This is a genomic window from Pseudomonas sp. efr-133-TYG-103a, assembly GCF_030209235.1.
Taxonomy (GTDB): Bacteria; Pseudomonadota; Gammaproteobacteria; order Pseudomonadales; family Pseudomonadaceae; genus Aquipseudomonas.
The window spans coordinates 117,329-132,185 of the sequence record NZ_JARVSK010000013.1 but is presented as its reverse complement, the minus strand read 5'-3'; the positions used below and the strand labels follow the sequence as shown (position 1 = coordinate 132,185).

The following is a 14,857-nucleotide window of genomic DNA, read 5'->3' as shown; positions in this document are numbered from 1 at the left end:
AGGCTTTGCTGCCGGTTCACGGCAGATCGTCGACAAGCCAGAGCGCTTCGGCCTCCGGCCAGAATCAAAAGCATGATTCGCTAAGCTTGTCGTGCCTTCCCTTGCCGTTGCAGGCAAGATGGTGCCTTGCAAGATCAGAAGGATGCGTATCGTGACCGAAGCTTTTATTGTCGTAGAAACCGCCGAACAAGCCGTGGACCGGCTTGCCGAGCTGCACGCACGTGCAACCACCGCGCTGAGCCAAGCCCTCAAGCGCTACCTGAAAGACCGCGTTGAGCCCGACGCCGCTGAGCGTCTGTTGTTCCGCTACCCGGAATTGCGCTTGACCTATCACTGCCACGGCGAAGTACCGCTCACCACCCGCGCTTATGCCAAGGTGCAGCTGCCCGGCACATACAGCGTCACCGTCACGCACCCGGCCGCATTCCGTAAATACCTGATCGAACAGCTCGTTCCGCTGATGAATGACTTCACCGTCACGGTCGAAGTGGGCGTCAGCGAGCAGAATATTCCCTATCCTTATGTGGTCGAGCAGGGCGACGAACTGGCCGGCACCGGCGTGACCGCCGCCACGCTGGCACGGGTGTTCCCGAGCACCGACCTTTCGGCGGCCACCGATGGCATTGCCGACGGTCTGTACGACTGGGCCAATACCGATCCGCTGCCACTGGCGCTGTTCGATGCTGCACGCGTCGATTTCTCGCTGCGCCGTCTGGTGCATTACACCGGCAGCGACTGGCGTCATGTGCAGCCCTGGATTCTGTTGACCAACTACCACCGCTACGTCGACCAGTTCATCGTTCATGGCCTGGAAAAACTGCGCGACGATCCGCGCTTCGTGAAGATGGTTCTGCCGGGCAACGTTATCGTCGACAAGAGCATGGATCATGGCGAGGCTCAGGCCATCGTTTCCAGCGTGGTCTGGCACCGCTATCAGATGCCTGCCTACCACTTGATCGCCGAAGACGGTCATGGCGTGACCCTGGTGAACATTGGCGTCGGCCCTTCCAACGCCAAGAACATCACCGATCACCTGGCGGTGCTGCGCCCACATTGCTGGCTGATGATCGGCCACTGCGGCGGACTGCGTCAGTCGCAAACCATCGGCGACTACGTACTGGCCCACGCTTACATGCGCCGCGACGGCATTCTGGACCGGGTGCTGCCGCCAAACATCCCGATTCCGGCCCTCGCTGAGGTGCAGCTGGCGTTGCAGGAGTCAGCCGCGCAGGTGACGGGCGAACGTGGCGACGACCTCAAGAAACGTCTACGCACCGGCACCGTGCTGACGTACGACGATCGCAACTGGGAATTGCGCTGGGCGCAGGAGCGACCGCTCATCAACCTGTCCCGCGCTGTGGCGGTGGACATGGAAAGCGGCACGATCGCGGCCCAAGGCTATCGACTGCGGGTGCCGTACGGAACGCTGCTTTGCGTTTCCGACAAGCCGCTGCACAGCGAAATCAAGCTGCCGGGCTCGGCCAACGCCTTCTATGAGCGCGCCGTCACTCAGCACCTGAAGATCGGCATCGCCGCGCTGGACCTGATGCGCACTCAGCTCAACTCGCTGCACTCGCGCAAACTGCGCAGTTTCGACGAGCCGCCATTCCGCTGATGGTCATTCAGGACAAGGGCCACTAAAGTGGCCCTTTGTATTTTCGCTTACGCCGTTTCGAGTCCCCATGCCCCGCAATCAACGTCCCGTTCCCCGCCGCCCCGCGCCTGACCGCTCCGGCGCTACTCGCCGCGTCGCGAAAGCGCCGCCTGCCGAACCCCGCCTGATCCTGTTCAACAAACCGTTCGACGTACTGACCCAGTTCAGCGATGGCGAGGGCCGCGCGACGCTCAAGGATTTCATCGATATCCCCGGCATCTATCCAGCAGGCCGCCTTGACCGGGACAGCGAAGGCTTGTTGCTGCTGACCAATGATGGTCAATTGCAGGCGCGCATTGCTGACCCGAAGCACAAACTGGCGAAAACGTATTGGGTGCAAGTGGAGGGCGAGCCCAGCGAGGAGCAACTGCACAAACTGCGCAGCGGCGTGGAATTGAACGACGGCCCGACGTTGCCGGCACAGGCGCGGCAGCTGGAAGAACCCGAGCTGTGGCCGCGTAATCCGCCGGTGCGATTCCGCAAGAGCGTGCCGACCAGTTGGCTGGAGTTGATCATCAAGGAAGGTCGCAACCGGCAGGTGCGCAGGATGACCGCAGCCGTCGGTCTGCCCACCTTGCGGCTTGTGCGCGTGCGCATCGGTGATTGGAGCATCGACGGGCTGGATCAGGGGCAGTGGCGGGAAGTGCCAGCGAAGTTGTAGCGTCCACCGTTCAACCGTAGGAGCGCGCTTGCCCGCGATTGCAGTGTGTCAGACAAGGCGGATGTGTCAGATCAAACGATATCGCGGGCAAGCGCGCTCCTACAGGGCCCAGCCCGATCACTTGTGCTGCTCGATATACGCAATCACCACGCTTTTGATCACGAAAGCCAGCACGCCCAACCCCAGCACGCCGAACAGGATCATCGTGCCGAAGCGTCCAGCCCTGGATTTCTTCGCCAGGTCCCAGACGATGAAACACATGAAACCGATGAGAACCGTCACCAGGATGGTCATCATCCACTCTTCGAACACCTCGGGTTCCATCGTATATCTCCGGTGAATCGGGCCTACCCGCCGCGCAGATGCACTAAGGGTAGCTCGGTGCTCGCCAGCACCTGATTGAGCACGAAACTGGAACGCACGCTGGTGACCCCATCGATGCGGGTCAGATGCCCGAGCAGAAATTTCTGGTAGTGATCCATGTCCGGGACCACGACCTTCAACTGGTAATCAGCGTCGATGCCTGTGACCAGGCTGCATTCCAGCACCTGTGGCAGGTTGCGGATGTGCTGTTCAAAATTCTCGAATCGGTCGGGTGTGTGGCGGTCCATGCCGATCAGCACGTAAGCGGTCAGGCTCAGGCCCAGTTTCTTGCGATCCAGCAACGCCACCTGACGCTCGATGTAACCGTCGTCCTCCAGCTGTTTCACGCGTCGTGAGCAGGGCGAAGGGGACAGCCCGATGCGCTCGGCCAATTCCTGATTGGAGATGCGCGCATCGCGCTGCAATTCGGCCAAAATACTCAAGTCATATCTGTCGAGCTTGCTCACGATAAGCACCTTTATGAGATCGATTGCGCTGAATTATTCATCCGAAGTGAAAAATTGCGCAAGTAGTGTTTTCATCAGCAACATTCGCAATCGGCTGTCGCCCGGTCAGGCCTATTCTTTTAACCAGAATCACTGCCCGGACATAGCGTCCAGCGCGGCCCGCCGAATCAGGCCAGCCGCGGCCTCCAGCCCGACAGGGTTGACCAGGCCACCGGGCTGCGCAATGTCCAGAAGACGATGCGAGGTGAGCCGGCGTCAAAAGCGTCGAGCCAGGACGAAGTCTCCAAGAGAGGGCCAATGAGCCCTCTTTTTTTGTGCCTGCGATATCCGCCGAGGCCCAAACGCCCACCCCTTGAGCGTGACGTGCCTGCGACCGCCTGGATCGACAGATTTCAGGCAAGCTCACGCCTACAGTTTCATGCGGCACGCTGATAGAGTGCGGCGAACGGCGCACCCAGAATGCAGTCCTATCCACAGGTATCCGCGCCGCAGTGAGGAAAGCATGAACATGCGCATCTGGCGTTTGACAGGTGTCAGTCTCTTGGCCTTGAGCATCAGTGCTCAGGCGCTGGCGGACGATAACAATCAACAGCAACAGCAACAGCAACAGCGTCAGCAGCAACAGCGCGGGTTCGAGATGCAGCGTCAGCAGCAACAGAACCAGCAGCGTAGCTTCAACGAAGATTCACAGCGTCAGCAACAGCAGCGCCAGCAGCAGCAACAGCAGTATCAGCAGCAGCGCCAGCAGGAACAGTTGCAGCAGCAACGGCAGATCCAGCAGAACCAGCAAGAGCGCTTCGATCAACAGCGCCAGCAGCAGGATCGCGAACGCAATCAACAGCGTCAGGATCAATTGCAGCAACAACGCCAGCAACAGTTGCAGCAGCAACAGCGCCAGCAGCAACAGCAGTTGCAACAGCGTCAACTTCAGGATCGTCAGAGCAATCTGCCCATCCAGAGCCGACCTGATACAGCGGTGCAGACTCAGGAACCGCGTCAGGGCTTCTACCGCGACCTGCCGCGAGACAGCCCGTGGCGAGGCGGCGACCGTCGTCCCGATAACGGCAACTGGCAGGGCGGCAGACCACCGGGTGGCCATAACGAGGGTTGGGGATCCGGCCCGCGTTATCGCCCCGGTTACGAGATAGACCGCATTCCGGGCGGTTACTCACGCGTGCCCTATCACGGCAGCGACTACTTCTATTCAGGCGGCTATTGGTATCGCCCGCAGGGACCGCGCTACATTGTGGTCGCGCCGCCGCGGGGCGTTCGTGTGCGCTACCTGCCCGATTACGCGCAGCAGGTCTGGCTGGGCAGCGCGCTGTTCTTCCTGGCCGCAGGCACCTACTACACCTATGAGCAAAGCACTCAGGAGTATGTCGTGGCCGAGCCGCCGCAGAACGTCGAGCCGGTGTATTCGCCTGAGCAGGCGCCGCAGCAGGGCGGTCCTTATGACGTGATCGCTTACCCGTCCAACGGCCAGACCCAGCAGCAGATCGAGCAGGATCGCTACGATTGCTACCGCTACGCCGTGCAGCAGAGCAACTTCGATCCCGCTACGGCTACCTATCAGCCAGCGCCGGAAGTGCTCGGGCTGTACCGCCAGGCGATGGCGAGTTGTTACGCCGGGCGTGGATACAGCGTTCAGCAGTAAACACGCTTGGTGATGTGAAGCGGACCGGCATCAGTTCAGGACTGGACTGTTGCCCCGCTTCACGACTTCCTGCGGGTCGGCATGGACCAGCACTTCGGCTTTGGGGTATTCGCCGCGAATGGCATTCTCGACCTGCTCGCACAGCTCATGGGCGGCGGTCAGGGTCAATGCGCCCGGCAGCTCCAGATGCAATTGCACGAACCAGTGATTCCCGGATATCCGCGTGCGCAGGTCATGTGCGCCCAGCACGCCGGGCACGCTTTCGGCCAGCGCCAGCATGCGCGCGCTGACATCCGCTGGCAGTTCGGCGTCCATCAACACCGAAACCGTCTCCCGGGCAATGGAAACCGCGCTCCACAGGATGTAGAACGCGATCGCCAGACCGAAGTAAGCATCCAGTTGCGCATAGCCGACGTATGCCAGCCCAAGGGCCAGCATGATGCTGAAGTTAAGCAGCAGATCCGAGCGATAGTGCAGCGAGTCGGCCCTGATCGCCGCCGAGCCCGTCTCCTTGACCACCTTGTGTTGCAGCGCCAGCAGGCCGAGGGTCAACACGATCGACAGCAACATCACCAACACGCCCAGGCCCGGGGCACTGAGCGCTTGCGGGTGCTGGATGCGCTGGATTGCCTGGAACCCGATGAGAAATGCACTGACGGCAATGAACAGCGATTGCGCCATGCCAGATAACGCTTCGGCTTTGCCGTGACCGTATCGGTGATCGTCGTCGGCAGGGCGAAGCGCGTAATGCACCGCGAGCAGATTCAGAAATGACGCCGCCCCGTCGAGCAGGGAATCCGTCAGGCCCGCAAGCAGGCTGACCGATCCGCTCAGCCACCAAGCCACCGCCTTGCTGATGATCAGGACGCTGGCAACGGCCAGTGAAGCTCGCGTCGCCAGCCGCAATAACCGGGCGTGTTCGGGGCTGCTGCTCATGGTGCTTCCTTGTCAGAACGTTGAATGCATCAGGCGGAGGGCACCAGGCCCAGCGACGCCAACTGCTCGGTGCTGCCTTTGTGCTGGATCAGACGCGGATCGTCCAGTGGCAGCGTGCGGCCCAGTTCGGTCTGAATGATGGCCTGCAGCTTGGCATTGTCGACTGTGCCGTCGGTGCGAACCGCAGGTTCGAGCTTCTCGGGATCGATCTGTGCCTGCTTGCCGCTTGGCAGGTAGATCGCGCCGGTGGCGAAGTCGACGCCGAAGGCAATCACGCCGGGGATGATGTAGAACAGCAGACCGATTGCATCGAGGACGACGATTGCCGGGTCCATCCGGCCGCTGCCTTGAATCTGTCCACGCCGGTCAGGATAAAAGATGCTGCCGCAAGCGGTCAGCTGAGTCAGAAGGCTGGCAACCAGAACGCCGCCGATCAAACGCGAAGGAATGCGCATGGGGATCTCCTCAGAGGAAGTCGCAACTATACAAGGCAAATGCCTAATCAATAAGACTATCCGAGTTGCGCGACGGTTCGTTGTCACGGCAAACAAAGCAGCGGCCGCCTCCGTATAATCGGCAGCCTGTTTCTGGAGCCGCCATGAATTCTCTGCCTATTGATGCCGTCTTGCCTGCCTTGCGCCAGGCCCTCGCCGAACGTGACGAAGCCGTGCTTGAAGCGCCACCCGGCGCGGGCAAGACCACGCGCGTGCCGCTCGCTCTGCTGCACGAGCCCTGGCTGCAGGGGCAAAGCATTCTGATGCTCGAACCCAGACGCCTCGCCGCACGGGCCGCAGCCGAGCGGCTGGCTTCGGAGCTTGGGGAGCGCGTGGGGCAGACCGTGGGCTACCGCATCCGGCTCGACAGCAAGGTTGGCCCCGACACGCGCATCGAAGTGGTCACCGAGGGCATTCTCACCCGCCGCCTGCAGGACGATCCTTCGCTTGAGGGCGTGGGCCTGCTGATATTCGATGAATTCCATGAAAGAAGCCTGGACGCTGATCTTGCGCTGGCGCTCAGCCTCAATGGCCGCGCGCTGTTTCGCGATGAGCAAGCGCTGAAGATTCTGTTGATGTCAGCCACGCTCGAAGGCGAGCGGCTGTCGAGCCTGCTCGACGACGCCCCGGTGGTCAGCAGCGAAGGGCGCATGTTTCCGGTGACCATGCAGTGGGGGCGACCTTTTGTGCCGAGCGAATTCATTGAGCCACGGGTGGTGCAGACAGTCCTCGATGCGTTGGGCAATGAGTCAGGCAGCCTGCTGGTGTTCTTGCCCGGGCAAGCAGAAATACGGCGGGTCAATCAGCAGCTGGCCGACGCGCTGGGCGAGCGCAGCGACGTGATGCTGTGTCCGCTGCATGGCGAGCTGGATCTGAACGCCCAGCGCGCAGCCATCGAGCCCGCACCCAAGGGCCTGCGCAAAGTGGTGCTGGCGACCAATATCGCCGAAACCAGCCTGACCATCGACGGCGTGCGTGTGGTGGTCGATGCCGGTCTGGCGCGTGTTCCGCGCTTCGATCCGGGCAGTGGCATGACGCGTCTGGATACCCAGCGCATTTCCCGGGCCAGCGCTACTCAGCGGACGGGCCGGGCAGGGCGTCTGGAGCCGGGCGTGTGTTATCGCCTGTGGTCTGAAGCGCAGCACGATCAGTTGGCGGCCTATGGCACGGCGGAAATCCTTCAGGCCGACCTCGCTGGCCTGGCGCTACAACTGGCGCGCTGGGGCGTAGAGCCTGTCCAGTTGGCCTGGCTGGACACTCCACCGGCGGCGGCCTATGCGCAAGCCCGTGATTTGCTGGCGCGACTCGGTGCGCTGGTTCGCACGTCGGGCGAAGCCTGGAAACTCACCGCCCACGGACAGGCGATGGCGGAATTGCCCGCCCACCCGCGCATCGCTCATTTACTGTTGCGCGGTCAGGAGCTGGGGCTTGGCGCGCTGGCGTGCGACGTCGCGGCGCTGCTGGGGGAACGCGATATTTTGCGCGGTGCCGGCGCCGATCTACACAGCAGGCTGACCCTGCTCGCAGGAACTGAGCGTGCAGCGCGGGGTGCGCAGGGAGGCGTGCAGCGTGCCAGGCAGCTTTCGCGACAATACCGCGGTTACCTCAGACGCCCGCCGGAGCAGGTCGTCGCCGATCCCGATCATCCTCGCTGGCTTGGCGCCTTGCTCGCGCTGGCTTATCCCGACCGGGTTGCCCGGCAGCGACGCGAAGGTGGCGCAGAATACCGTCTGGCCAATGGGCGTGCGGCGCTGTTCGGCGAGCCGGATGCGCTGATGAAAGAGCCGTGGCTGGTGATCGCCGATCTGGGCAGCCGGCAAGGCCAGCGCGAAGAACGGATCTATCTGGCGGCCGAGTTCGATCCTGCGCTGTTCGATTCAGTGCTCGCCGAACAGGTGACTCAGCTCGACCAACTGGACTGGGACGAGCGCGAGGGTGTGTTTCGCGCTGAGCGTCAGCGCAAGGCCGGCGAATTGATCATCAGCCGCGAGCCGCTGACCGGGCTGGATGATTCGGCACGCGGCCAGGCGCTGCTTGCCCTCGTGCGACGCAAGGGGCTGGAAATGCTGCCGTGGACGCCAGAACTGCGGCAATGGCAGGCGCGGGTCGGACTGTTGCGCCAACTCGATCTGGAGAAGCCGGGCACCAGCGAATGGCCGGACGTCAGCGACGAAGCCCTGCTGGAACGCCTGGAACAATGGCTGCTGCCGTATCTGGGAAAGGTCACGCGGTTGAGCCATTTCGGCAACCTCGACTTGTCGTCGATCCTGCATAACCTACTGCCATGGCCGCTGCCGCAGCGCCTGGACGAACAGGCGCCGCATCACCTCAGCGTGCCATCCGGGTCATCGGTGCGCCTGGATTACAGTGAACACCCGCCCATTCTGGCGGTGCGCCTGCAGGAGCTGTTCGGTCTGGCGGACACGCCACGCATCGCCAATGGCCGGCAGATCGTCAAACTGCATCTGCTCTCGCCCGCCCGACGCCCCGTGCAAGTCACCCAGGACCTCGCCAGTTTCTGGCGCAACACCTACGCCGAGGTCAAGAAGGATCTGAAGGGGCGTTATCCCAAACTATTCCATAAGATGGACCCATGGGTTGAATCGCTTAACAAGAGCAGGTTGACAGATAAGGAGTAATTTGAAATTGCTTAACATGTAGGCTTGACTACTCTTCTCAGATGGGGAGGTAGCAATGTCCTATAATAATCCGCTTCACCAAAATCGACTGATTCTCATTCCGCATCTGCGTGACGTCTTCGCCAGTCTGCATGTCTACAAAGCTCCACCCGGGTCGGTCAGCCTGGGGCTCAACGGAGATGACTCCGGATTAGTCTTCCAGCTTGATGAAGTCGGAGGCGGGCATGATCGGGAATTGTTCAACTTCCCTATTCTATTTCATGCGAACGGCGAGCCCTGGCACGAAGCGAACGATTACTTGCTCAGTCTAATGCGTGACAAGTCTCCGCTAAATCGACGTACTGATGACGCTCGACGTCGTGCAAGCAAACTGCTTGATTATCTCCTGTTTTGTGAGGACGAAGGTCTGGATTGGAAAGACTTTTCCGGTGCTCGACCTCCTCATCGCCCAACCTACAAATACTTTTATCACCTGATTAACGATGGCCATCGGAGTAATCAGGTGATTAACCAATATACCTATGCTGTCTATCATTTTTACACGTACGTTTCCGAGCATTGGCACGACCTAGACATGAAGCGGGTCGATACGATCGAGCAGGTGCGTATCGTCTTCCAAGGTTCTAAAGGCACTAAGATCTTAAATACAGAAAAACGCAGTCAAACGCGGCGCACGGCGCCGGTTAGTTCAGTACCGCTAGGTTTCGTTCGGGAGGATGGTGAAGATCTTAGGCCTCTTTCAAATCGTGAGTTGGGTGCGTTTCTTGCCGCCGTTCGCAATGAAAACGACTGGTCTGTGGTTGAGCGCTTAATCTTGATGACCGCGCTCATGACTGGTGCCCGCAAACAAACGGTTCTGACCACGCGCTTGAAGCATTTGAAGGGATTTACAGAGGATAAGCTGCAGTCTGGGGGCGACTATAAATTACATGCCGGCCCCGGTACAGGCATAGATACGAAATACGACAAACCACAGGTTTTGTATGTGCCGAAGCAACTTGCGGAAGAGCTGGTTACTCTGTCTAAAAGCCCGATGATGAAAAAAAGGCGAGAGAAGTTTTTCGCTAAATTAGAAGTCAGTCATCCTGGTCTTTCAATAGCTGAGGATGATATTTATCTATTCCTCTCCGATCAAGGTAATTGCTACTATATGGCGGAAAGTGACCCGCGCTATACAATTGTTAAGTCGCCGCAGACAGGGCAGGTAACTGAAACAATTAAACGTAAGTTGATCACAAAAGACTATGGCGCATTCCCGAAAGACTTCACATATCACTGGCTGCGAGCGACATTTGGATTTCAGCTTTATCAGCGCTTGCAGGTATTGGTTAACGAAGGAACGATGAAGCCGGGTGAAGACATTGACTTTATTCAGAGGCGTATGCATCACGAGTCTAGGGAAACAACGGAAAACTATCTAAAGCTGTTCAAGATGACTCATGAAAAGGTCGTTGCTCAAGAGATATGGGAGAGTAAGTTGTTCAATGGCGGCTATGCGGTGCTTAAAGTGGAGGCGAACGATGAATAGTCGTCAGCAGTTCGAGCATCGTACTGATACGCGGGTTATTACGCTGAGTGAAGTTGCCCAAGAGTTTGCCGAGCCTGAGCGTTTGCGTTTGCAGTTGTCTTCCAGGGTTAGGAAGAAACCTTTTGATATTGGCAGTTTTGCTTATGTCATTCGTGGCAAGAATGACAGCGTGTTTGATGATCGCGGCACGCCGGTGGTTATTGAGTCTTTTGTTGAAAGTCGCCGTGAATTGATTGTGAGACTGCTGGAATCTTTTGTCGGTCAGCGTGGTACGACTGTGCTAACGCGATTAAGAGCTATGGAATATTTTATCGACTGGCTGAACATGTGCGGCTACAGAGAGGTGTTTGCCAGTGCAGGGCATGCCCAGCAAGCCTATTTAGACTTTACTGCGCACCTGAATCATCAAATAGCCCATCAGGTATGGAAGCCCCTCACTGCGAGAAATATTCAGGTGGTTGTTTCTAAGCTTATAGAACACCTTTATCCAGAAGACAGCTACCTTATTCTCGCTGGGGCAGTCACGATCCGTTCCAGAAGTGGTTCGGCTGCAGCCAGCGCTACCCATGTTGAGACATACTGGGATGTTTGCTTGGCAATTGCGCAGCAATGTAGTGCTTTCGTCCTGAACAACCAGCCCTATCCTTTCGTCGTGACTTGCAGGGACTATGAGGTGGTTGTGTTTCCATCGAATCAAGGGAGTGTCGGTCCATTCAGACAATCGCTGCCTTTATATAATGCCGTCGAGCGACGAATTGCGACGGTCGAAGAGTTCCAGGAAACTGTTGAAAAAATGGGCCGAACGCGACCTGTTAAATCAGTAGCAGAGCGCGCGCTTTCAAAGGCGAAGGCGAACTTGAATGCGGCTAACGAAGACAATCGCTGCAGATTTCGACTTCAAGTGGCGGGGCTGGCCGCGAAAGCCTATGCGAGCCTTTTCGTGATGATTACGGGCGCCACGCCAGCAGAATTTCAGCAGTTTAGCTATGCAGACGCTCTAGACGTTGCGAAATCGCCAATCAAGAAAGAGTTGTCGGCTGTGAAATTCCGGGCGGGCGGGAAGGCGACCCGCTACAACATCGGGAGGTACTCGGGTTTGCCGCTACTCAAGGAGTACCTGAAGCTTCGTGAGTGGATTCTGAATGGCGCATCGCAAGAGGCTCTATTCTTTTCCATGCCCGCGAGTGGCAAACTCGCAAGCGCCGATCCTGAGTTTCCGGATATTAAGTTATCCGGGGCGTTGTCTAGTTTCTTTGCGAGCATCAGCGGTATCTTCCTTGACCCCAAAGTGCCAAGACTCTCGCCACGCAAAATGCGTAAGTGTAAGAGTCTTGGGATGCACACTGCGGGCGTATCGCCGTCCGCAGTAGCGACTGCCTTGAATCACAGCGGAGCCGTCAATCTTTCGACTTATTCGGAGGCTACGCCCGAGCAGCAAGAAGCTGAGCTCGGGCAGTTCTGGAGGTCCGTACACCATGCTGCTCAGGTCGTGCGTGAGCGCAGCCAGAGGCCCGTAGAAAACGTAATAGCGACTGGAGCGGGTCACTGTAACGGGTTCAATCATCCGATCCCTTCACGAGGTTTGGGCTCTGCGTCAATTGAACCGAATTGCCGCAGCCAATACGGCTGCTTGTACTGCGAGCACTTTATCTGCCACAGCGATGAGGAAGACCTACACAAGCTTGTAAGCTTGCAGTATGTGATCAATGCGGTGCGTAAAACAGCGCGCGATACCGCCCATGCAGAAGCTCTCTACAAAGAACTGTCGATCCGAATCGAGTTCATCCTTGAAGCGCTTGGCGAACATTCGGATGCGGTTAAGCGACTGGTCGAAACGATTAAGGTCAAAGTGTTTGAATACGGTGAGCTCACGCTATTCTGGGAAAAACGCTTGAGTCGGTATGAGAAAATGGGGGTGGTATTTTGAACACTGTTGTTCAGTCAATTGGAAGTCTTTTTTCCAGCGGCCAGTTTCTGCCTGCCAGTGAGCCGGATAAGGCGCCGCAATTCTATGGCAAGCCAGCATCCGGTTTTGTCCTCTGTCGTGATGAGTACGGTAATGCCACGGCGGTGTACGGTGAGTCTGTGTGGGACTTTAACCCATACCGGCTCAGTGCAAGGAAAATCAACAAGATCCGGTTTGATATGGTGTTCGATGTACCAGAACAGTCGCAGCAAGTGCTTATTGAAGAAGTTAAACATATGTTGTACTGCCTGATCTATTTTGCAGGTGGTGGGCGACTCGGTAAACTGAGTGTAAGCACATTGAATCAGTATTGGAGGGTTCTGCGTCTCGCTATACGTTTCTGCGATGAGCAAAAGCAGAAGCCCATGGTCGGCGTGTTATCCTTAAAGCAGCTCTTTACCGTACCAGTCTACCTGATGGCTTTCATAGGTCAGGCTAGCTTTAGTAAAAAAGTTCTTGCTGGGATTCTGCAAGGTTTGGCGAGGGTGAGCGAAGCTCGGCTGGGTTATATCTCACTCAATCCCGCCAGCGTCGGCCGCGATAGGCCCGACAGCAAACAGCATCCCGTCATCCCGACGCGAATCTATTTGAACCTCATTAATCTTATTGGCGACCTGCTCGATCAACTTTATGTAGGCGTTGGGCTTTTCGAATCTTTTATCGTCTGTTTCGCCGATGAGCATTACGGCATTAGTCATCATGATCAGAAATGTAGAAAGCTCGGTGGTAAGGCACACTGGCGGCCCGACATGGGACAAGCGATCAACAACCACTGTCTGACCTCAGTGTTTGCCGGTGAGTTTGAGTGCCCTCATAAGAGAAACCTGCAACGGGTCTTGATCCAGATGCAGTACGTCGTGAAAACGGTGATCCACCTCTATACTGGCATGCGTGATCAAGAGGTAATGCGAATGCCCTATCACTGTTTATCAGACCAAGTCATCCGGCCGAAGGTCGTCGATGATCAAGGCATTGAACGCGATAAGCCGCAGTCAGTAAACGTGCTCTCCACGACCACGAAGTTCACCGGTTACAAGAAAGTAGGCGCATGGTTTGCCCCGGGGGAGGTCGTCAGGGCGGTCGAAGTTGCCCAAGCGATTTGTCGCGGACTCGCCAAGCTCTACAAAATTGAGTTGGATGCCCGCTGCCCCCTATTTCTCAATCCCTCTATTGTTGGTTTTTCGCGGAGCAGTACCGAGGTTAGCGTGACGGATTTTCCGAGTAGAACGACAGAAGGAACTGCTTTGCACGGACTGTCGATCCGGGAAGAGGACTTGCAAGAACTGGCGCAGAGCGACCCTTCTCGCGATTTTTATAATGAGCCAGAGTTTGCTGTGGGACAGGCTTGGCCGCTAACCAGTCATCAGTATCGTCGCTCACTGGCATTCTATGGCAGCAGCAGCGGGTTTCTTTCGTTGCCGACGCTGCGGGTGCAGTTCAAACAAATGACGAATGAGATGGCGCGCTATTATAGCAACCACTACGAAAATCTGCGTACCATTTTTGGCTACTATGACGACGAGAAAAAAGACTTCGTTCTCCCGAGTAACCACTTCGCCCTCGAGTATCAGACGGCCATACCTATGTCGGTGGCGAACCAGTTGATTGCCGATCTTCTGTTTAATGAAGAGCCGCTGTTCGGCGGCACTGGCTCATACATGGAGAAACAGAAAGAGCGGGTCAAAGCGGGTGAGATTCAGATTGAAGATGTGCGCGCTGACACCGAAAAAAGGGTAATAAGCGGTGCAGTTAACTACCGTCCGACACTGCTTGGTGGTTGTACCAAGGCTGGCCGCTGCGACTCATTTTTGCTCGGTGACTACTCGGAATGCCTATCATGTGAGGGTGCGATCATAAAGCCCGACAAGGTTAATGCGGCGATTGCCGATGCGAAAGATGAGTTGTGCAGTTACGCGGCAGACTCGGGCGAATATCAAATTCTGGAGGGTGATATTGAGCGTTTGACTGCTTTTAAAGCTCGTTTGATTGACTCAGTGGAGGTTGAATGATGAAGTCTGGAGTCGGAGTAGGCAAGGGGTTGTACGCTTGTGAGGAAGCCTTGCAGCGTCTCTTGGCTGGAAATCCTGTTGTGCCCGAGCATGTTGGTTTAGATCTGTCGAAACTCACCGCCAGCATAGTAAGTCACGAAGCTGGTTTCGATCGTGGTTATCTGAAAAAGTCTCGAAAAGCTCATTTGCCTATACTCGCTAAGATCGAAGCCTCGCGTACTGAAGTCTACAAGGATCGTAACGCTTCAATTGGTAAAAACATCAAACAATTGGAAGATAAGGTAATGCTTTTAGAAAAAGAGTTGGCGATGGTCAGTTCGCAGCGTGATCGAGTGCTCACGCAGAACCTTCAGCTATGGGCGCGCGTCAGAGAGCTGGAGGTAAGCGAGCGTCAAAACAAGTCGCGCCAGGTTCAGTTGCATCATTAATGGACCCGGCGTCGCCGGCAGCGTCACATGCGCCAGAAAAATCTCCAACTGGTTGGAC

The 14,857-nt window shown here is 57.3% G+C and carries 13 protein-coding genes; 8 read left to right on the top strand and 5 right to left on the bottom strand.

Annotation, left to right across the window (positions count from 1 at the left end):
• The first annotated feature begins 118 nt into the window (after nucleotides 1-118).
• Nucleotides 119-1,615 (top strand): AMP nucleosidase, encoded by a 1,497-nt coding sequence (amn, locus tag QRN36_RS11990; protein WP_177182229.1) that lies wholly within the window; start codon nucleotides 119-121, stop codon nucleotides 1,613-1,615.
• 67 nt (nucleotides 1,616-1,682) lie between these two features.
• Nucleotides 1,683-2,315, top strand: a complete 633-nt coding sequence (locus QRN36_RS11985; RefSeq protein ID WP_285424272.1) for a pseudouridine synthase — start codon at nucleotides 1,683-1,685, stop codon at nucleotides 2,313-2,315.
• A 117-nt stretch (nucleotides 2,316-2,432) separates the two neighbouring features.
• Here QRN36_RS11985 and QRN36_RS11980 read toward each other — a convergent pair whose 3' ends face one another.
• The 3 genes from QRN36_RS11980 to QRN36_RS27460 form a co-directional block, all read right to left on the bottom strand.
• The gene (locus QRN36_RS11980; RefSeq protein ID WP_285424271.1) at nucleotides 2,433-2,639 is read right to left on the bottom strand and encodes a DUF2788 domain-containing protein; all 207 of its coding nucleotides are present in this window, start codon (nucleotides 2,637-2,639) and stop codon (nucleotides 2,433-2,435) included.
• Between the two features lie 23 nt (nucleotides 2,640-2,662).
• On the bottom strand, nucleotides 2,663-3,145 hold the full coding sequence (locus QRN36_RS11975; RefSeq protein ID WP_093469156.1) for an Lrp/AsnC family transcriptional regulator: 483 nt from the start codon (nucleotides 3,143-3,145) through the stop codon (nucleotides 2,663-2,665).
• A 685-nt stretch (nucleotides 3,146-3,830) separates the two neighbouring features.
• Nucleotides 3,831-4,070 carry a hypothetical protein gene (locus QRN36_RS27460; RefSeq protein WP_306470352.1) on the bottom strand — a complete coding sequence of 80 codons (240 nt, stop codon included), beginning with the start codon at nucleotides 4,068-4,070 and terminating at the stop codon, nucleotides 3,831-3,833.
• Between QRN36_RS27460 and QRN36_RS27455 the strand changes: the two genes are divergently transcribed.
• Nucleotides 4,056-4,799, top strand: coding sequence for a DUF6515 family protein (locus QRN36_RS27455; protein ID WP_306470351.1), 744 nt, complete (start codon nucleotides 4,056-4,058; stop codon nucleotides 4,797-4,799). The two genes, QRN36_RS27460 and QRN36_RS27455, sit on opposite strands and share 15 nt — an antisense overlap.
• Before the next feature lie 30 nt (nucleotides 4,800-4,829).
• On the opposite strand, the gene QRN36_RS11965 is transcribed toward QRN36_RS27455, so the two are convergent.
• Together QRN36_RS11965 and QRN36_RS11960 are read right to left on the bottom strand one after the other, a co-directional pair.
• Nucleotides 4,830-5,735: a cation diffusion facilitator family transporter gene (locus tag QRN36_RS11965; RefSeq protein ID WP_285424269.1), complete on the bottom strand. Its 906-nt coding sequence runs from the start codon at nucleotides 5,733-5,735 to the stop codon at nucleotides 4,830-4,832.
• A 29-nt stretch (nucleotides 5,736-5,764) separates the two neighbouring features.
• Nucleotides 5,765-6,190, bottom strand: coding sequence for a polyribonucleotide nucleotidyltransferase (locus tag QRN36_RS11960; protein WP_093469165.1), 426 nt, complete (start codon nucleotides 6,188-6,190; stop codon nucleotides 5,765-5,767).
• Nucleotides 6,191-6,333: 143 nt separating this feature from the next.
• On the opposite strand from QRN36_RS11960, the gene hrpB reads away from it, so the two are divergent.
• From hrpB to QRN36_RS11935, 5 genes are read left to right on the top strand one after another with little or no spacing between them, the layout of a single operon-like run.
• Nucleotides 6,334-8,868: an ATP-dependent helicase HrpB gene (gene hrpB / locus QRN36_RS11955; RefSeq protein WP_285424268.1), complete on the top strand. Its 2,535-nt coding sequence runs from the start codon at nucleotides 6,334-6,336 to the stop codon at nucleotides 8,866-8,868.
• Nucleotides 8,869-8,923: 55 nt separating this feature from the next.
• A complete protein-coding gene (locus QRN36_RS11950; protein ID WP_285424267.1) occupies nucleotides 8,924-10,396 on the top strand; it encodes a site-specific integrase in 1,473 nt (490 codons plus the stop codon).
• Nucleotides 10,389-12,323 (top strand): hypothetical protein, encoded by a 1,935-nt coding sequence (locus tag QRN36_RS11945; RefSeq protein ID WP_285424266.1) that lies wholly within the window; start codon nucleotides 10,389-10,391, stop codon nucleotides 12,321-12,323. Before QRN36_RS11950 ends, QRN36_RS11945 begins: the two co-directional genes overlap by 8 nt.
• Complete coding sequence (locus QRN36_RS11940) at nucleotides 12,320-14,371, top strand: integrase (RefSeq protein ID WP_285424265.1); 2,052 nt, start codon at nucleotides 12,320-12,322, stop codon at nucleotides 14,369-14,371. The genes QRN36_RS11945 and QRN36_RS11940 overlap by 4 nt, the downstream gene beginning before the upstream one ends.
• Nucleotides 14,371-14,799, top strand: coding sequence for a hypothetical protein (locus QRN36_RS11935; RefSeq protein ID WP_285424357.1), 429 nt, complete (start codon nucleotides 14,371-14,373; stop codon nucleotides 14,797-14,799). The genes QRN36_RS11940 and QRN36_RS11935 overlap by 1 nt, the downstream gene beginning before the upstream one ends.
• Nucleotides 14,800-14,857 lie beyond the last annotated feature (58 nt).